Below are 18260 nucleotides of genomic sequence, written 5' to 3'. Positions count from 1 at the left end.
ATATTCCGTAGTGGGAATATCCTTTTTTACATTTATGGAGTAACAGGCTGGATGACAAAAGTCTCCGTATCTGTTGTATGAGCGGAAAAGTATCCCAATGCTCCATTGCTGATGTTACTTGGAGGATTGGCCGGAGTAGCGGTTCCGCCATTGCCGCCGGAAATCTGAAGTAAGGCACTATAATAAGTGAATATATTGGTGTCGATAGACTGCATTTCCACATGGATTTTATCACCTACTACCACTTCATGGTCTCTGCCTTTATTATCGTCATTAGGTAGAATCAAAGGCTGTTGGTTAGGCAATCCGTTGTTTACATTGTCTGAAAAAGTATTCATGTATTTTTTGGGAAGATCATTGATCGTAAAACTAAAAAGATAACGGTTTCCCAGTGGCATTGGATCTGTAAAGAGTGGCAATAGGGTATAAGTGATTTTATCCCCAAATTTAAAGGAACTCTGTTTCAATCCATCGAAATAGACTACTTCAGGCATTGTACTTTGAGCAGTATACTGTTTTCCCTCGGCCTGTACCTTCAGGGTATAGGTTCTGCCGGGCTCTCCGGCGAAAGTTGTCGTTTGGTACATACCGTTTCCTGCATAATGAAGGGTTTCGGTTTGTCCCATATCATCACTTAGAATGACCTGAGCTCCCGTGACCGCCGGATATTGATTCGGTTCTGAGAAACTTACTGATTTTGTTATTTTTACCGTATAAGGTCCGGATTGATTGGTTATATTTCCTTCAATAACAATATTCCCGCTTTGATCATTCAGATCCAGATCAATCTCCTTTTCACAAGAGGTTAATGCAAAAAGAGATACTATGATATAAAATGTATTTTTCATGATTTAGAATTTGAAGTTATAAGTGATGTTGGGTACCCAGCGGAATAAAGAGGTCTGCATGGCACGCGTAGTTCCGGGACGGTCTGGATTGTCCTCGAAATTAATAGTGTAAGCATTTTCACGGCCATAAAGATTGTAAATACCGAATGTCCATGAACCACGTAAGCGTTTATTGGAACTTGGTTCATACGTTGCACTCAGATCCATTCTGTGATAGGCCGGCATTCTGTCAGCATTTCTGTTGCTGTACTGGAAGATCGTTTGCCCGTTCAATTCATATTTTCCGGTAGGGAAGGTAACCGCATTCCCTGTGCTATATACAAACAATCCTGAAAAACTCCATTTTGGATTAAGCTGGTAAGTAGCAACAATAGAAAGATCATGAGTCTTATCCATTCTGGCATTATACCACTCATTATTATTGATTCCGTTAATCTTTCTTTCTGTTTTAGAGAGCGTATAGGAAATCCATCCTGTCAGTTTTCCGCTTTTCTTTTTGGCAATAAGTTCCAGACCGTAGGCTCTTCCTTTCCCAAATAACAGTTCACTTTCTACATCGGATCCAGTGTCAAAACCAATCTGAGCCCCATTTTTGAAGTCGATCTGGTTTTTCATGTCTTTATAATAAACTTCAGCATTCAACTCATAATTATTGTTGTTGAAATTCCTGCTGTAGCCCACGCTGATCTGATCTGCAATTTCCGGTTTTACGGTATAGCTGCTTCCTATCCACTGATCGGTAGGATTTCCGCTGTTGCTGTTGCTTAAAAGATGAAGATTCTGGGTATTTCGGGAATATCCTCCTTTTACACTGCTGACTTCGTTGATGCGGTAGTTGGCACTAATACGCGGTTCAATATTCACATATGTTTTCCCGAATTTTCCTTTCTCTAAAAACTGGCTGTCGGTAAGCACACCATTCTCATAGGTATTGAATGTATCGCCTCCCAATACACTGAACATGGAAAGCCTTGCTCCATAGTTGATGGTAAGCTTTTCCGTGGCTTTATAATCATCATTGATGTACACGGCATTTTCCCACGAGTATCTCGGATTTCTTGTAAAACTGCTCACCGTAGTTCCGGAAGCACTGCTCGGAGTTAGGGTATGATAAATAGACTGCAGACCGAAACGTACAGAGTGTTTGTTTCCGGCAAACCAGGTAAAGTCCTGCTTAAGATTCCAGTCACGGATTTTTGAATTTAAATCAAATACGGTATCATCATTTTTCAGACTGATTTTATAATCATAATTACTGTAGATGAAAGACGTATTGGAGAATAATTTACTGCTGATGATACTGTTCCATCTCAACGTAGCCGTTGTATTTCCCCAATCTGTATTGAAAGTATCTCCCAGTCCCAAAACATCTCTTCCGAAATATCCGGAAAGGTAAATACGGTTGTTTTCATTGATCTGATAATTGGCTTTCAGATTGAGATCATAAAAATATAACTTGTTGTCTTTATAATCTTTATTGGTTTTAAGAAACAAATCGGCATAGGTTCTTCTTCCTGAAACAATGAATGAAGATTTTTCCTTTTGAATAGGACCTTCCACACTCAGTCTGCTGCTGATCAGACCAATTCCTCCGTTGATGTTATAATCTTTATTGTTTCCGTCTTTCATTTTGACATCCAGTACAGAAGAAAGTCGACCTCCATATTGAGCCGGACTGTTTCCTTTAATGATGCTGGCATCTTTCAGGGCATCACTGTTGAATGTACTGAAAAACCCTAGAAGGTGAGAGGCGTTATAAACCGGAGCTTCATCCAGTAATATCAGGTTTTGGTCGGTAGCACCACCTCTTACACTGAATCCGCTGCTTCCTTCACCGTTACTTTTAATACCCGGTAAAAGCTGAATGGTTTTCATGACATCCTTTTCTCCAAAAAGAACAGGAAGTTTTTCTATATTTTTAATGCTCAGCGTTTCTGCTCCCATTTGCGCTGAGGTTAAGTTTTTATCCTTTTTGATTCCGGTTATTACCACTTCATCAATCGCTTTTGCTTCTGTCTCCGCAGGAAGAAGAGGCAGATCAAGCTTTATATTCTGGTCTACTTTGATCTGCTGTTCAAAATCTCTATATCCAGGGTAAGAAATGATAAGGGTATAATTCCCTTCAGGCAGTGACAGGGAATAAAAGCCATATTCATTGGCAACAACATTGATGGTGGGATCTTCGCTTACTTTTACAGATACTCCGATGAGCAATTCACCGTTTTTTTTGTCTTTCACGGTTCCACTTACAGAATAGTTTTGTTGGGCCATTGCCAGGGTACTGAAACAGAGTGCAGCGGTGGCAGCGGTAATTTTTAGAAAGGATGTTTGCATTAGTTTATTTTAAAGTAGTAGATCTCTTGTATATGAATTAATGTTTTGATGATGTACGATTAGTTGGATGAACAGAGGATTTGTTACACGTAACAATTTAATTATGAAATAAATCCATTGGAAAAATATGTTTTTGAAAATTGTAATAGCAAGGATAAAATAAGACTGTTACACAAAAAATAATATTATGCATTGTATATTGATTTATTGTTGTTTTTCAGTGGATTTTGTTAAAAATAAATTATTAACGATGATGAGTTGAATTTTATTATGGTCAGGTATAAGAAATCGATCAGAAAGGGCTCAAAAGCGGGCAGACTCTGTTATCTGTTTCTGAGTTGGCTGGGTAATATGTTAAATTTTCGCTTAAATGCTGCTGAAAAATGTCTTGGATTTTTATAACCGATATGGTCGGAAATTTCACTGATATTCAGATGGCTGTCGAGAAGCAGTTTTTTTGCCTGTTCCATTTTAAGATCATTCCAGAATCCAAATACGGTTGTCCCGAAAATTTCTTTAAAGCCTTTCTTTAGGGTAAATTCATTAGTTCCTACCAGATGGGCAAGGTCATTCAGTGAACTATCCAAATAAATGCATTTCCGGGCCTTCAAATTCCATTCTGCCTTCCATATGATGGGCATAAATAATATTGTGCTGATAGCTCTCAAATGCTACAGTTTTCTGGAAGTTACCTGAAATCGCCTTACTTTTTCCTTTAAGGGTAAAATGCATTTCTACCGAATCAAAATCACTTTCCAGGTACAGCTGAAGCCGCTTCGGCAATAAAATATTTCCGAAACTGATATGAACGTTGGCGAAACTTATTTCGTGATAAAAACCATTTCCATAGGGAGGAATGAGCTGGATAATGCATTCCTGGATGCCTCCGTCATGTAAGAGATAAGAGGAAGGATAATCTCGCTCCATGAGCATATTTCCAAAGTTTTCATCATATAGCCTTACTGTCATTTTGCTTCTCTTTTTAGAATTTCCTTTTTGCGGACTTTTTATTCCGTTTTACGTACCCATCATGTTACCTGTTTAGGATAGTTTTGCACAAAGATAATTATTATTTAGAATTATTCTTAATAGTAAAATTAGCTTTTCTAATTCCTCATGAAGAACCTATGCAAGGAATGATGTAAAGTTTGCTAACCATTTTTGCTAACCATTAATGATATAAAAATTATGAAATTTTCAGCCAAAATAAACTGGTCTTTTGCAGCTGCCATTGCCGTTTCAGTGTGTTGGATCATCGGTGATGTTTATGTTGCCGGATTTGATCCGGATCCTTCAGATTATCCATTATTTTCAAAGACCTATGCAGATCAGGTAAATGTTGAATTTGCCACTTTAATGTTGGAAGGTTCCACTTCCAGATTGATGTTTGGAGCTTTGATCGGAGCGCTTACTGGTCCTTTGCTGCTTCCTGTCACATGGCTGGTGTATCAGTTTTTCAAAGATACCCAGAAATGGTATGCAGTCTTTGTGTATTGGATTTTATTGGCCGGGGCAGTTTTGTCGCCTTTAGGGCATGCCGGATTCTTCTATGTTGGAGAGATTTATAAGGCGGTTTATCATACCGATTCTGTTGCCCATCCTTATCTTCTGGAAACAGGAAGAGGCTTTATGAAAATGCTGAATATCGCCTGGGGAATGGCTATTGGAGTATTGGCGGTAGGCTGGGTTTCATTGGCTGTATGTATTCTTTTAAATAAAACACTGCTGCCGGGATGGATGGCTTTGCAGACTCCATTTGTACTGACTTTATGTATTATCCCTATAAAAGGACTCTTACCGCTTCCTTTTTCTGGTTGGGTGGGAGGTGCAATATTCAATATTGCCTATCTGACATTTTTCAGTTCGCTGCTTTTTATTTTCAGAGAGAAACTGTTGAATAAAATATAGCTTTTAAAGAATCTTACCATGATCATAACTTAAAGTAAAAACACAGAGAAAGGCCTTTAAATCTAAATATTTGAAGGCTTTTTAATGTAAAAACAATCCTTCCGGACTTTTGATCAAATATTAATCTTATATTGGCTAAGAATTAAGCGGAAGAAAATGGAAAATCTGAAAACATGGCTAAGGAAAAATGTTTCTACTACAATACTCACTATATTGTTTATGGTCATCTTAGTGAATAAAGATGCAAAAGTTTGGCTGATGAGACAGGTTGCTTCCACAGGAATTCTCAATTCCAGCATATCAGAACCAAAAGAAACAAAAAATAATTCAACCAAAGTTTCCTATGCCGGATTTATTCTGAAAAATGAGGATGAAAAGATCATAGATATTTCTGCCTTCCGGAATAAAGTAGTTTTCATTAACTTTTGGGCATCATGGTGTCCTCCGTGCAGAGCAGAGTTTCCGTCTGTCCAGAAACTATATGATCAATATAAAAGCAATCCCGATATGGTATTTCTTACCGTAAATCTTGATGATAATGTTGCCTTAGGAAAATCTTATTTAAGGAAAGAAGGCTTTACGGTTCCTTTTCTGGTGCCGGCCGGAAATATTCCTGCTGTACTTTATAGCGGTTCTTTGCCTACTACTGTTGTACTGGATAAAAAAGGGGAAATCCGTTTGTATCATAAAGGATTTGCAGATTACAGTAAAGATTCATTTTATAAACAGATGGACGAACTGCTGAAAGAGAAACCTTAGGTTTAAAGTGTAATTTTATAGGGTAAAGAAACTGAATATGCTGGATCAGCTGCGAAACCACATCGAAAAAATAACTCCTCTTAATGATGATGAATTTGAATTCATATCATCCTGTTTCACCTGTAAAAAATATAAAAAGCATCAGTTTTTAGTACAGGAAGGAGAAGCAGTACCTTACAATTATTTTGTATTGAAAGGCCTGCTGAAGTTGGTGTATACAGACAAAACAGGGAAAGAACATATTGTAGGATTTGCCATGGAAGACTGGTGGGAAACAGATTTTCCCGCTTATTATCAACAAAATACAGCAACCATGTCTCTGGAATGTATAGAAGATACAGAAGTATTATGTCTTACATTAGCTGATTACAAAAAACTCTGTGCCCAACTTCCAAAACTGGAGCATTTCTTCCTTGAGAAAGCTTATATGGGTTTCATTTCGGCTCAGCAGCGTACTATTTCCATGATGACAACAGGAATAAAAGAACGGTATGACCAGCTTTTGAAAAAATATCCATCTCTTGTCCAGCGCGTTCCAAAGTCTCTTTTAGCAGCTTATTTAGGCGTTTCCAGAGAAACTTTGAGCCGCCTGCCTCTGTAAAGTGATTATCCTCACATGATAATCGTGATCGGGATCACACGAATTTACTGTATCTGTTGTGCAATTTTGTATGGTAATAACAGATAACAAATTCAATACAATGGAAAAAAGAACAGTTAATCCCTGGAAATGGCAGGAGGAGAGAAGCTACTCACAAGCTGTAGAAGTAAAAAATGTTGAAAGTACTTTATACTGCTCCGGACAGGCAGCTATTGATCCTGATGGAATATCCAGTGATAAAGATATGAAATCTCAGCTGGAACAGGCTATTGTCAATCTGGAAGAGGTGATCAGCTCCGCAGGATATGAATGTGGAAATATAGTAAGATTAAATATCTATACAACCTCTACTGAAGAGCTCTGGCCTCACTTTCCCATTCTTCAGGAGTGGATTGCAAGGCATAAGCTTCAGCAGACCGTAACGATGCTTGAAGTAAAAGGTTTGTTTGAAACTTTAAAGGTGGAACTTGAAGCTACAGCCGTAAAATAAATGAGAAACAGAGCTTAAAAAATTAAACCTTCAAAACATAATTTGGAGGTTTTTTCTTACATTTATCCTATACCAATTAGTATATCCAAAGATCATATGAATATTCAACTTTTTTCAAAAAATGCTTTAGTAGGAGGAGCAACTCAGGGAATAGGAGCAGGAATTGCTTTAGAACTGGCAAAATGTGGCGCTAATGTTACCGTTATGGCTCGTAATGAAACAAAACTTAAAGACTTTGTTTCTTCACTGCCGGTCATCACTTCTGATCAGAAACACGGCTATCTGGTCGCTGACTTTTCAGATTTTGAAAGGTATAAGAAAATAATAGCAGGATATTTCAATGATCATTCCATAGATATTCTGGTTAATAATACCAATGGACCGGAACCTGGTTTAGCACAGGATAAGAATACCGAGGATTATCAGAAAGCATTTGATCTTCTTTTTAAAACAGTTTGTGAAACAACATTATTGGCTCTGCCACATATGATCAAACAGGGAAATGGACGTATCATCAATGTTTCTTCTTTATCAGTAAAAGAACCGATCGGAAACCTGGCCCTATCAAATTCTATCCGCTCTGCAGTAATTGCCTGGGCAAAAACTCTTTCCAATGAGATTGCCGAACATAATATTACAGTAAATAATGTTTTAACAGGGTATTTTGATACTGAACGAATTCAAAAACTGGTTGCGCATGAGGCTCAGCAAACGGGCGCTCCGGCAGAAGAAATAAGAATGGCGAGGGAAAATAAAATTCCTATGAAAAGATTCGGAAAACCTGAAGAATATGGACATCTTGTAGCTTTTCTCGCTTCAGAATATGCAGGCTATCTTACCGGAACAAGTATTCCTTTGGATGGAGGCTTGAATAATACGTATTGATATCAATCAATTATTAAGAAAATAAATAAAATTTTCATGTAATAAACTCTTTCCTCTGGTTGTCATATGAATATTGGAAAATATTATATGAAAAACTGGCCTTTTAAAAAATGGAACACCGTGCTGGGATGGTTCCTTTTCGCTATTGCACTTATTACTTATCTTTCAACGATAGAACATTCTTTGAGTTTTTGGGATTGTGGAGAATATATCTCTTCAGCGGTAAAACTGGAAGTAACTCATGCTCCGGGCGCCGCTTTATTCCAGATTATGGGAGCCGTGGCAAGTATTTTTGCATTGGGAAATGCTGAAAATTATTCTATTGTGATCAATGCGATGTCAGCGTTATTCAGTGCTTTTACCATTTTGTTCCTGTTCTGGACAATTACCCATTTTTTAAGACGACTTTTACATAAAGATTTTGAGGAACTTACAAAACGTCAGGAAATTGCGATTCTGTTTTCCGGAGTAATCGGAGCTTTATGTTTTACATTTTCAGATACATTTTGGTTTTCAGCAGTAGAAGGAGAAGTGTATGCAATGGCTTCCATGTTTATTGCTTTGCTGGTATGGCTTATCACCAAATGGGAAAACGAATATAAAGCTATTGATAACGAAAGATGGGTTATTCTTATTTTCTTTATCATAGGACTTTCTGTGGGAGTACATATGATGTGTATGCTGGCAATTCCTGCTATCTGCCTTGTCTATTATGCCAGAAACTATACTTTTTCCTGGAAGAGTTTTATGCTGGCTAATGGAATCACATTGGGAATTTTGGCCTTGGTGTTCAAGATTATTTTCCCTTTGATCATGACCTTGTTTGGAAAGCTTGAGATTTTTTTAGTGAATGGTGTTGGGCTTCCTTTCCATTCAGGAACGGTTGCTGCATTTATCCTCATGACAGTAATCTGTTATTTCCTGATTAAATATGCCAGAAACACCAAAAGAAAGATATACCAAACTGTAGTTTTATCCATTGTCTATATGATCATTGGATTTTCTTGCTGGCTGGTAATTCCCATCAGAGCCAATGCCAATCCTCCGATGAATCTTAATGATCCAGATACGGCGATCGGGATGAGAGATTATTATAACAGAGTACAATATGGTGACTGGCCTACTATTTACGGACAGAATTACACCGCATTTCTTGATAAAAACGGACTGGAAAAAGATGAAGACGGAAGTTACAAAAGGGAAATCACCGGAGATATTTACGAAAAAGATGAAAAATCCGGAACGTACAGAAAGACCGGAGAAAGATTCAACTATGTGTTTAATAAATCGCACATAAGTTTTATGCCAAGGATGTTCAATGAAGATAAAGAGGTAACGGCAAACTATATTTCTTTATATGGAGCTCCAGATTTTACTTTTAATTATGATAACGAAGATGTTGCAGACAATCCGGAGGCCAAACGTATTTTTGAAGAACTGAGGGCGAAATATGAAGGAGATTCCATCACAGCAGAAGATTATCTGAAAGTAAAACCTTATGATCTTATCAAGGTGCAGCGTCCTTCTTTTGCCCAGAATATGGATTATTTTATTTCATTCCAGAACGGATATTATTTTGTCAGATATCTGATGTGGAATTTTGTAGGAAGACAGAATGATTTTCAGGGCCATATGGAAAATACCAAAGGAAACTGGATATCAGGGATTTCTTTTATCGATAATGCTTTGCTTGGAGATCAGGATCATATGCCTGCCCAATTTAAAAATGAAAGTACCGTAAAGTTTTTCTTTCTTCCATTGATTGTAGGATTGATTGGTTTCTTTTTCCAGCTGAACAGAGATTTTGGACGGTTTTATGCCATTTTTTCCCTGTTTATTCTGACAAGTATGGGAATTGTTTTCTATACCGGAGTAAAACCATTTGAAGTAAGAGAAAGAGATTATGCCATGGTAGGCTCATTTTATGCCTTTGCCATCTGGATTGGTCTGGGAGCAGGAGCCATCCTTTTGATGATTCAGTCTAAGGTGAAATCCAAGGTTTCCAATATTCTTCCGGGAGTTATTTTATTAGGAATTCCTTTGATGATGGGATTCCAGAATTATACTTCTCACGACAGAAGCAAAAAAACAGCAGCCCGCGATTATGCCTATTCATTTTTACGGTCACTTCCTAAAAATGATATCATGTTTATTTATGGGGATAATGATACTTTTCCGGTATGGGCAATTCAGGAAACAGAAAGGTTCAGGGATGATGTAAAAACGGTAAATTTTACCCTTTTGGCCACTCCATGGAATATCGATCAGGTAAAAAGAAGAACATACAATGCAATGGGAATTCCAGGTGAATTGACTCATGAAGAGTATCGGGATGGCGTAAATGATCAGGTATATCTGATGAAAAAAGAGGATTGGGAAGGAATTTTCCAAATGCTTAAAGAACAGGGAGCTCCGGACAACACTTTCCAGGATTTTAAAAAATATCTGACGCAGGATTCCTTGACTTTGAAGGATGTTATGAAATTCCTGAAATTAAAATCATCTGAAAAAGATGAATTGCTGAAGATGTACTTTGGGGACAAACAATATGAAAAATACAATATTCTTCCGGTCAGTAAATTTATACTTCCGGTAAATAAAGAAAATGCCGTAAAATCTGGAATCATTAATCAGGCTGATCTTCCCAACGCTGTGGATCAGATTATGATCAATTACGAAGCAAATACACTTTATAAAAGTAACCTGATGATGCTTGATATGCTAGCCAATTTTGATTGGAAGCGACCTGTAAATTTCTCTTCAGGCGGAATGTATGACAGTGAAAATATTTTTTATCTTGATGATTATCTTCAGTTTGATGGCTTCAGCTATAGGCTGATTCCTATCCGTACACCTCAAAGTCCGGATGGAGATAAAGGAAGGGTAGATGCCAACTCTCTTTATCAGGTGGTGAAAAACTTCAGATGGGGCAACTTTAAAGACCTCAGTATTTATTATGATGAAACGGCTACTTCCAATATTCTGGGCTACAGAATGTCTGTGAGCAGAGCTGTTTCTGCACTGGTAATAAGCGGACAAAAAGCCAAGGCGCTGGAATTACTGAATCTTGCTGCCAAAGAAATTCCTGCAGAGAAGTACAATGATCCGCGCTCATTAAGTGCAATGGTTACCGGATATATTATTGCAGGGCAGGAGCAGAAAGGTCTTCAGCTGGCAGAAACCCTTAAAAAAGAAATATTTGAAGAATATGATTACTATCAGAATCTCTCTCCGTCATTTAAAGCAATGGCCAGAAGACAGATGAGGTCAAAACCGATGGAATATGCATTGGTTGTAGCAGCGGTAACGGATGCTTACAAGACCATAGGACAGAGAGAAAAAGGTCATGAATACCTTTTAAAATCTATTGAACCTGTTGATAAGAAATTCAGTGTTTTTATAAAAAGATTGCAGCAAATGGATAAAAATAATGCCGTGAAGGAATCTGAAAATGTACGTCAGATTGCTCCTTTTTATCAGTATTTATTCAATGTGATGGAACCTTTTGACTCTACTTATTCCAGGAAAAAGGAAATTGAAATTACCGATGCAATGATGAAAGCAACACAATAAATTACCAAATAAAAAGCCTTTAAATACTCAATTTAAAGGCTTTTTTAATGTAAATCAGAATGAATTAATAGAATCTCATTTTATCAACGCAAAGCTTTATCTATAATTCTTATGATTGTAAGGGAGTAAAGAGGTTTGATCAATTTCATTGATCATTTTTAAGCGAATGTATTACCATAACGCTTCATCCGCGACAAAGTCGCTCTTCTTCGCTTCCTTAAATAAACATAATGATAATATTCCTTTGCGCTAAAAATTAAGTTCAAGTAATGTAAAAATCATCAAATTGTAAAGATTAAAAATCCTACGAGATTCATACTAACGTTTTTCTTTCAATGACCATCCAAATTTTAGTCCCATGATGAAAATAACGAAAAGCAGTTCACCAGCAGCCAGTAAAATATCTCCGGGTACACGCAGCCATCTCAGAAAATGCATGATATCAGTCTGCATAAATTCTGCAGATCTTGCATACCAGTACCCTTCTTTTATAGAAGCCACGGACTGCATAATACCTATGGGAAGAAGACTAATCGTTACCATCACCAGCAATCCGATATTGATAAGCCAGAAAGCCCATCCTATTAATTTATCATTCCACTGCCGGTCAGGATAAAGTCCTCGCAAAACAAACATCATTAATCCGATTCCCAGAATTCCATAGACTCCGAATAAAGCTGCATGGCCATGCACAGCAGTGGTATTCAATCCCTGAATATAGTAAAGAGCAATAGGAGGATTGATAGCAAATCCAAAGATTCCTGCCCCGAGGAAATTCCAGAAACACATGGCAATGAAGCAGTAGATAGGCCATTTGTAGGCTTGAATCCATTGGGTGGATTTACTCAGCTGATAATTTTGATAGGCTTCATAACCAATCAAAACAAGCGGTACTATTTCCAGGGCACTGAAAGTAGCTCCTAATGCCAGAACAGCTGTAGGGGTGGCACTGAAATACAGATGATGGAATGTTCCCAATATACCTCCACCAAGAAAGATAATAGTTGAGAATAAAACGGCATTGGTAGCAGATTTTAGTCTTAGCAATCCTAATCTTGTAAATAAAAAGGCAGCCACTACGGTTGCGAATACTTCAAAAAAACCTTCTACCCAAAGGTGAACTACCCACCATCGCCAATATTCTGCAATCGCCATATGGGTTTGTCTTCCATACATTAGTCCGGCTCCATAAAATAATGCGATGGCTACTGATGAAAGAGTAAACAGGGTCAGCAAATGACGGTCTCCATCTTTCCGCTTCAAGGCAGGAAGAAGAGCTCGAACCATTAAAACCAGCCAGAGAATAAGCCCGATGAGCAGTAAGATCTGCCAGACTCTTCCCAGTTCTACATATTCATACCCCTGATGTCCCCAAAGGAAATTATCTACCAGACCCAGTTTTTGCATAACCCCGAGCCACTGTCCGGTTAAAGATCCCAGCACAACGATCATTAAAGCTCCAAATAAAATATTTACGCCCAGTTTCTGATACTTTGGTTCATATCCTGAAACGGCAGGAGCAATATAAAGTCCGGTTGCCAGCCATGAGGTAGCAATCCAGAATATAGCCAGCTGTACATGCCAGCTTCTGGAAACTGATTGTGGTAGAAACTGATCCAAAGGAATACCATAAAATCCGCTTCCTTCTACTCCGTAATGAGCAGTCACTACTCCGGCAAGCATTTGAACAAGGATTAATAGGGCAACAACCCATATGTACTTTAAAGTCGCCTTCATGGACGGAGTAGGTTTCATATTTCGCAGCGGATCTTCGTGTGGAAGCGCTTCACTGATTTCTTCTTCTTTGTTTCCGGCATGATAAAACACCAAAAGGCCTACGCATCCTAATAAAAGTAATATACTGAAACCAGACCATACATGCAGGGAAGGCGGAGGAACATTTCCAACCGATTCATCATGAGGCCAGTTATTGGTATAGGTCACATCATCTCCCGGCCTTTCCGTAATACAAACCCAGGTACTCCATGCAAAGAAAGCATTCATTTTGGCCATTCTTCCGGTATCTTTGATCGTATTTTTCGGAATAGCATACTGATCACGAAGTTTTGCCATAGAAGCATCATCCATGAATAATTTTGAATAATACTGAGCTAATTGTTTCTGTACTTGGGCCCGTTCGGGAGAGAAAATAATTTCGTTATTGCTTTCATTAAAGGTGTTGGTACGAAGTTCTTTTTTCAGCAGTACCTGATATTTGGCCTGTCCTTCATCTGGAAGTTCTTTGTAAACTTTTCCATCCTTTTTCGCCAGTTCATCAAGCAGCAGAACAGATTCCCTGTGGAGGTAATCGGCCGTCCAGTCCGGAGCAATATAGGCACCATGTCCCCAGATACTTCCTACGGTTTGTCCGCCGATAGACTGCCAGACGTTTTGTCCGTCTTTAATATCCTGTCCGGTAGCAATAACAGTTCCGTCTGTGCTTACTACTTTGTCAGGAATTGGAGGGATTTTTCTGTAAATTTCAGTTCCATAGAAGATAAGAACAGCAAACGAAGCAACCATTACTACCGCCAGCCATATCCAAAGTTTTTTAGGTGTCATTCTGTTTTAGTTTTTAAGATTCAACGGCAAATTCTTTCTCCAGTCGGATAGCTTTTGGGAAAAGGATATTATTTTCAAGATGGATATGTTTATGTAAATCATTTTCAAAATCCTGAAGCATGGCAAAAGCTACTTTGTAGGTATTGCAGGCATCTGCAGGTGGAAGATATTCATTGGTGATTTCTGCAATTCTTCTGAAACGTTCACCTTCTACTGTATGTTCGTGTTCCATCATATGGACAGGATTTTCTACTGTTCCAAAATGAGCCTGGGGAAGGGATGTACCTGATATTTTAGCTTTTACCATATTCCGTACAAAAGGGAAAAGAATCAATTCTTCTTTTTTCATATGAGCAGCCAGATCGTGTGCAGAGTCATTAAATAAGGTGTTAATTTCGAACAGCTCCGGATGTCTTCCTCCGTGAACTTTACAAAGCTTATCAAGAAATGCCTGCAAAACAGGAGTTTTTTCTTCTACATAACGATGGTGTGTTTTCTCAATATAATCCGTCAGAAGATCCAGAGGCCAGCTGTTGAAATCTATGGCAGTACCTTCGTTTTTTGGAAGTGCTTCCAGTTCTTCATAAATACTTTCAGCATCAAGTTTTTTATTACTGCAGGCATCTTCAATGGTTCTTCCGCCTCTACAGCAAAAATCAATACCATGTCTTTTAAAAATTGCTGCTGTTCTGAAATCTTCAGCAACCATATTCCCTATAAAGTCTGTTCTTGTATTCATAATATAATACTTTTTTATCTTTTATTATTTTAAATTTTTTTACTCTATTTCTTAAGTGACAGAATATATTTCACCATCAGCTTGGCGTTATCTTTACTCAATCCTGCGTGGGGAGTCATGGGAATTTCTCCCCAGTTGCCTTTACCGCCGTCAATAATTTTCTGTGCAAGCATATCAAGGTCTGCTTCTTTATACTTTGCTGCCACTTCCTGATAGGCGGGGCCTACAAGTTTTGAATCGATTTTATGACATGATAAACAGTCTGTTCCTTCTACAAGGGATTTTCCTTCAGCTATTTCTGCATCAGCTCCTGAAAGTGGAGTGGCGGCTGGTGCTGCTTCCTGGGGTTTTGGTTCTTCCAGCATTGTATTGCTTTCCTGTGGCTGAGGAATGGGATCTGTACCTTTTTTATCTGAACATGACGTTACAGCAAGTGAAAACAGTGAAACTGCTACAAGTAATTTTTTCATAATCTTATCCATTTAAAGTTGTATTTGTTTTTTTATTTCGCTCACAATAGCTTCGTAATCACTATCGAGACCTTCTTTCTGAAAAGCAAGAGTTCCCTTTTTTGAATACACTGTAATGATGTTGGAGTGGGAGAATTCTATAGGAGATATCTGCTTATATTTTACAGCCATTATATTGGCCAGTTCTCTGGTATTTTCTTCATTACCCCGGATGAAAGTCCATTCTTTTTCATCGAACCGGTTTACATACAGGTGTCTCTTCATTACTTTTGGAGTATCATTTTCCGGATCAATGGAAATTAATACATACTGAATATCCTCTGGATTTGTTTTTCCTACTTTCTGGGCGATTGTTCTCATTTCTGCGGTCAGTTTTGGGCAGGCCGTTTTACAGGAAGTGAAAATCATTGCAGTTACCAGTACTTTTCCTTTCAGATCCGAGAATGTAATGTTCTCACCATCCTGCTTCTCCCAGTTTGTCTGTACGTTGTAGATAGAATCAGGACTTATCTCTTCATTTTTCTTGCTGCAGGATATCATCATCAAAGCCAGCAGCATGAGGGTTATATTTTTCATAAGAGTCAATTTTTGTTTTTAGCACATCTGAATCCTAGATTATTAAGGCAGTAATCTGCTTTTATACTTCCTCTTAATGCATATCGGATAAAGGCTGCGTAATTTCTTAGATCAGAAGAAGTTACTGCTGCTCCGGCACAAAAGAGATTGTCATTCACCGTATTATCTTTTCTGGATTCTCCACTCATCATTACCGAATTGAAATCATAAGTCCATTCCCAAACCATTCCATACATATTATAAATTCCGTAATAATTGGGTGGCTCTTGTTTTATAGGTTGTTGGTTTTTATCCTTTTTTTGATAAGCTTTCAGAATATAATCTGTAAAAGCGGGATCCCTGGAGGCATCCGGAGTATATTGATCTGCCAGTGCCGCATATTCCCATTCGTCGATTGCCGGAAGTCTTTTGCCTGTGCTTTTTGCATACGCTTCAGCGGCAAACCATGAAATATTGGTGACAGGTGCTTCCGGGCTTATTCCTGCCGGGATTTCATAGTCACTTTTCCAGTGTTTCAGGTAATTACTGTCTGCATAGAGTCTTAGTACTTTGCTTCGTGCCCATTGAGGATTTGCTTTAAGAAACTCAAGATATTCACGGTTCGTAACAGGGCTGTCATCCAGGTAAAAAGTCTGTACTCTTACAATCCTTCCTGAATCTTTGCCAATGAATGCCTTATACGTTCCTCCTTGTATTTTGATCATTTTTTTCTGACTTACAATCAGGCTTAAATGTTTTTGGACCGGAATTTTTACTTTCGCACTTTTCGTCTTTTCGGAACAAAATGTCATTACTGAACAGACTGTCAGACCTACTATAATTACATAAGTTCTCATTGTTTCTCTTTTAAAATCCCAATGAACCTTAATTCATTACTGATTCTTTTTATACACTGCCGGATTTTCTGGTCCGGTTACTTTAATCTTGCCTAGAGCACCTTTGTTGAATGCCCTGAAAATTGCATGATCTACAATCACATATTCTCCGGGAACTGTCGCTTTAAACTCTACAATAGATGCCCCGCCGGGAGGAATTACAGTGGTCTGTACATTATCATTTATTTTGCTGCCTCCTTCGATGTATACTTTGTCAAAGATTTTCCCGATAATATGGAAAGAAGAGGTAAGATTAGGGCCGCCGTTCCCTACAAAGAACCTTACTGTTTCCCCTGTTTTTACTTGAAGTTCTTTATCACCTAAAAGTGAGGCTGTATTTCCATTGAAGACTACGTATTCAGGGTGTTCGGCAATCGCTTTATCCATGTCAAATTCCTGCAATCCTTTATCTCCGAATTTTCCTTTCGTGTAAAAATCCCCCTGCATGATATAGAATTCTTTGTCTACTTTTGGAAGGCCGCCTTCAGGCTCTATAAGAATAAGACCGTACATTCCGTTGGCAATATGCATTCCTACAGGTGCTGTTGCACAATGGTAGACATATAATCCGGGGTTGAGTGCTTTGAAAGTAAAGACAGCTTCTTTACCGGGAGCTACAAAAGTAGCTTCAGCACCACCACCAGGTCCGTTTACAGCATGAAGGTCTATATTATGGGGGAAGGTATTATTTTCATGGTTTTTAAGATGAAGTTCAATATCATCTCCAACTCTTGCCCGGATAAAGCTTCCGGGAACTGTTCCGTTGAAAGTCCAGAAATTATATTGTGTTCCATCTGCCAGTTCTCCCGTTTTCTCTATCGTTTCCAGTTTTACAATGATTTTTTTAGCAGCACGGGTTCCAACAGGGGCCGGAACATGAGGTGGAGCAGGCATTTTTAATTCTTCACTTATTCCATTCGTTTTTATATTCTCCGTATTGACACCATTGACTGTATCTGGTGAAGTGCTTTGTTTACAGGCATTGAATACCATCACTGTGCATAATGCTGTGGTGAGTACGATCGTTTTTTTCATAATAAGGGAATTAATAGTTTAAATTTTTTTGCTGGAGTAAACATTGTGCAGAATTACTTCAGTATTCATTTTTTTGTTTTATAAATTGTAAGCTGATGGCTATACACAGAAATATTGCTTTGGCAGATTCAGCATAGATGAAATAGTTATGCATTTCTGACGATAAAACCGGTTTTCCGGCTGATAACAGTTGAGCCCGATCATCCAGGACAGGGAGCATCCAGAATTTTTCTAACAACAGGATCGTTAATAAAACGACTATTATTATAAAGTCTGTTTTCGTATATTTTTTTCTGCTTACGAGCATTCCTGCTACAATAAGGATAAGGAAAACACATTGTATTTTAGTGGATATTCCGAACATCATCATTCCCAGCTCAAGGGCTACGGGAAGTGTCATTCCCGGAACCTGAAACTTCATGGGGGTTTCCAGAAAACTGACCGTGATAAAAACACCTGCCATCAGGCAAAGCATCATTAACACAAGAGGATTTTTAACATTCAGTTTCATTTATTTTTATTTGAGATATTAATACCTTTTTATCTTTTATTAAATTGTTTTCTAAGTGAATTCTATAAAATAATCAATAAATATTTAGTTTTTT

Annotated in this window: 16 protein-coding genes and 1 pseudogene; 6 read left to right on the top strand and 11 right to left on the bottom strand. The window is 38.1% G+C overall.

Annotated features, from left to right (window positions below; translation table 11 throughout):
* Positions 1 to 32 precede the first annotated feature (32 nt).
* The 4 genes from ODR02_RS00800 to ODR02_RS00785 all read right to left on the bottom strand — a co-directional run bounded on the left by ODR02_RS00800 (position 33) and on the right by ODR02_RS00785 (position 4151).
* The gene (locus tag ODR02_RS00800) at positions 33 to 848 is read right to left on the bottom strand and encodes a DUF4249 domain-containing protein (RefSeq protein WP_105683449.1); all 816 of its coding nucleotides are present in this window, start codon (positions 846 to 848) and stop codon (positions 33 to 35) included.
* Between the two features lie 3 nt (positions 849 to 851).
* A complete protein-coding gene (locus ODR02_RS00795; protein ID WP_309511336.1) occupies positions 852 to 3182 on the bottom strand; it encodes a TonB-dependent receptor in 2331 nt (776 codons plus the stop codon).
* Between the two features lie 323 nt (positions 3183 to 3505).
* On the bottom strand, positions 3506 to 3769 hold the full coding sequence (locus ODR02_RS00790; protein WP_309511335.1) for a helix-turn-helix transcriptional regulator: 264 nt from the start codon (positions 3767 to 3769) through the stop codon (positions 3506 to 3508).
* On the bottom strand, positions 3762 to 4151 hold the full coding sequence (locus ODR02_RS00785) for a hypothetical protein (protein WP_309511334.1): 390 nt from the start codon (positions 4149 to 4151) through the stop codon (positions 3762 to 3764). Before ODR02_RS00785 ends, ODR02_RS00790 begins: the two co-directional genes overlap by 8 nt.
* A gap of 219 nt (positions 4152 to 4370) precedes the next feature.
* On the opposite strand from ODR02_RS00785, the gene ODR02_RS00780 reads away from it, so the two are divergent.
* The 6 genes from ODR02_RS00780 (at position 4371) to ODR02_RS00755 (ending at position 11398) form a co-directional block, all read left to right on the top strand.
* Positions 4371 to 5090 carry a DUF6796 family protein gene (locus tag ODR02_RS00780; RefSeq protein ID WP_309511333.1) on the top strand — a complete coding sequence of 240 codons (720 nt, stop codon included), beginning with the start codon at positions 4371 to 4373 and terminating at the stop codon, positions 5088 to 5090.
* Positions 5091 to 5246: 156 nt separating this feature from the next.
* A complete protein-coding gene (locus tag ODR02_RS00775; RefSeq protein ID WP_309511332.1) occupies positions 5247 to 5849 on the top strand; it encodes a TlpA family protein disulfide reductase in 603 nt (200 codons plus the stop codon).
* 37 nt (positions 5850 to 5886) lie between these two features.
* Positions 5887 to 6450 (top strand): Crp/Fnr family transcriptional regulator, encoded by a 564-nt coding sequence (locus tag ODR02_RS00770; protein ID WP_309511331.1) that lies wholly within the window; start codon positions 5887 to 5889, stop codon positions 6448 to 6450.
* 100 nt (positions 6451 to 6550) lie between these two features.
* Entirely contained in the window at positions 6551 to 6940 is a 390-nt protein-coding gene (locus ODR02_RS00765; RefSeq protein WP_309511330.1) for a RidA family protein, read from the top strand.
* Positions 6941 to 7036: 96 nt separating this feature from the next.
* A complete protein-coding gene (locus tag ODR02_RS00760) occupies positions 7037 to 7825 on the top strand; it encodes an SDR family oxidoreductase (protein ID WP_309511329.1) in 789 nt (262 codons plus the stop codon).
* 87 nt (positions 7826 to 7912) lie between these two features.
* Positions 7913 to 11398 carry a glycosyltransferase family 117 protein gene (locus ODR02_RS00755; protein ID WP_309511328.1) on the top strand — a complete coding sequence of 1162 codons (3486 nt, stop codon included), beginning with the start codon at positions 7913 to 7915 and terminating at the stop codon, positions 11396 to 11398.
* A 318-nt stretch (positions 11399 to 11716) separates the two neighbouring features.
* Here ODR02_RS00755 and ODR02_RS00750 read toward each other — a convergent pair whose 3' ends face one another.
* From ODR02_RS00750 to ODR02_RS00720, 7 genes and pseudogenes are all read right to left on the bottom strand, one after another.
* Complete coding sequence (locus ODR02_RS00750) at positions 11717 to 13960, bottom strand: nitric-oxide reductase large subunit (RefSeq protein ID WP_309511327.1); 2244 nt, start codon at positions 13958 to 13960, stop codon at positions 11717 to 11719.
* A gap of 13 nt (positions 13961 to 13973) precedes the next feature.
* Positions 13974 to 14699, bottom strand: coding sequence for an iron-sulfur cluster repair di-iron protein (ric, locus tag ODR02_RS00745; RefSeq protein WP_309511326.1), 726 nt, complete (start codon positions 14697 to 14699; stop codon positions 13974 to 13976).
* 44 nt (positions 14700 to 14743) lie between these two features.
* Positions 14744 to 15169 (bottom strand): c-type cytochrome, encoded by a 426-nt coding sequence (locus ODR02_RS00740; RefSeq protein ID WP_309511325.1) that lies wholly within the window; start codon positions 15167 to 15169, stop codon positions 14744 to 14746.
* A gap of 12 nt (positions 15170 to 15181) precedes the next feature.
* Positions 15182 to 15745, bottom strand: coding sequence for an SCO family protein (locus tag ODR02_RS00735; protein WP_309511324.1), 564 nt, complete (start codon positions 15743 to 15745; stop codon positions 15182 to 15184).
* A 5-nt stretch (positions 15746 to 15750) separates the two neighbouring features.
* Positions 15751 to 16581, bottom strand: a complete 831-nt coding sequence (locus tag ODR02_RS00730; RefSeq protein WP_309511323.1) for a formylglycine-generating enzyme family protein — start codon at positions 16579 to 16581, stop codon at positions 15751 to 15753.
* A gap of 39 nt (positions 16582 to 16620) precedes the next feature.
* Positions 16621 to 17655, bottom strand: a pseudogene (gene nirK, locus ODR02_RS00725) (copper-containing nitrite reductase); the annotation flags it as partial.
* A 58-nt stretch (positions 17656 to 17713) separates the two neighbouring features.
* Positions 17714 to 18166, bottom strand: a complete 453-nt coding sequence (locus ODR02_RS00720; RefSeq protein ID WP_309511322.1) for a hypothetical protein — start codon at positions 18164 to 18166, stop codon at positions 17714 to 17716.
* Positions 18167 to 18260 lie beyond the last annotated feature (94 nt).

This window comes from Chryseobacterium sp. CFS2 (assembly GCF_036543225.1).
Taxonomy (GTDB): domain Bacteria; phylum Bacteroidota; class Bacteroidia; order Flavobacteriales; family Weeksellaceae; genus Chryseobacterium; species Chryseobacterium culicis_A.
The sequence above is the reverse complement of the archived record's forward strand: the minus strand, read 5'-3'. Positions and strand labels throughout refer to the sequence as shown.

Bases quoted from the DNA above. Each gene is read 5' to 3' on its own strand.
- ODR02_RS00750 (WP_309511327.1), bottom strand. From the start codon at position 13,960: ATGACACCTAAAAAACTTTGGATATGGCTGGCGGTAGTAATGGTTGCT.
- ODR02_RS00770 (WP_309511331.1), top strand. From the start codon at position 5,887: ATGCTGGATCAGCTGCGAAACCACATCGAAAAAATAACTCCTCTTAAT.
- ODR02_RS00740 (WP_309511325.1), bottom strand. From the start codon at position 15,169: ATGAAAAAATTACTTGTAGCAGTTTCACTGTTTTCACTTGCTGTAACG.
- ODR02_RS00780 (WP_309511333.1), top strand. From the start codon at position 4,371: ATGAAATTTTCAGCCAAAATAAACTGGTCTTTTGCAGCTGCCATTGCC.
- ODR02_RS00795 (WP_309511336.1), bottom strand. From the start codon at position 3,182: ATGCAAACATCCTTTCTAAAAATTACCGCTGCCACCGCTGCACTCTGT.
- ODR02_RS00735 (WP_309511324.1), bottom strand. From the start codon at position 15,745: ATGAAAAATATAACCCTCATGCTGCTGGCTTTGATGATGATATCCTGC.
- ODR02_RS00800 (WP_105683449.1), bottom strand. From the start codon at position 848: ATGAAAAATACATTTTATATCATAGTATCTCTTTTTGCATTAACCTCT.
- ODR02_RS00775 (WP_309511332.1), top strand. From the start codon at position 5,247: ATGGAAAATCTGAAAACATGGCTAAGGAAAAATGTTTCTACTACAATA.
- ric (WP_309511326.1), bottom strand. From the start codon at position 14,699: ATGAATACAAGAACAGACTTTATAGGGAATATGGTTGCTGAAGATTTC.
- ODR02_RS00755 (WP_309511328.1), top strand. From the start codon at position 7,913: ATGAAAAACTGGCCTTTTAAAAAATGGAACACCGTGCTGGGATGGTTC.
- ODR02_RS00785 (WP_309511334.1), bottom strand. From the start codon at position 4,151: ATGACAGTAAGGCTATATGATGAAAACTTTGGAAATATGCTCATGGAG.
- ODR02_RS00730 (WP_309511323.1), bottom strand. From the start codon at position 16,581: ATGAGAACTTATGTAATTATAGTAGGTCTGACAGTCTGTTCAGTAATG.
- ODR02_RS00765 (WP_309511330.1), top strand. From the start codon at position 6,551: ATGGAAAAAAGAACAGTTAATCCCTGGAAATGGCAGGAGGAGAGAAGC.
- ODR02_RS00720 (WP_309511322.1), bottom strand. From the start codon at position 18,166: ATGAAACTGAATGTTAAAAATCCTCTTGTGTTAATGATGCTTTGCCTG.
- ODR02_RS00760 (WP_309511329.1), top strand. From the start codon at position 7,037: ATGAATATTCAACTTTTTTCAAAAAATGCTTTAGTAGGAGGAGCAACT.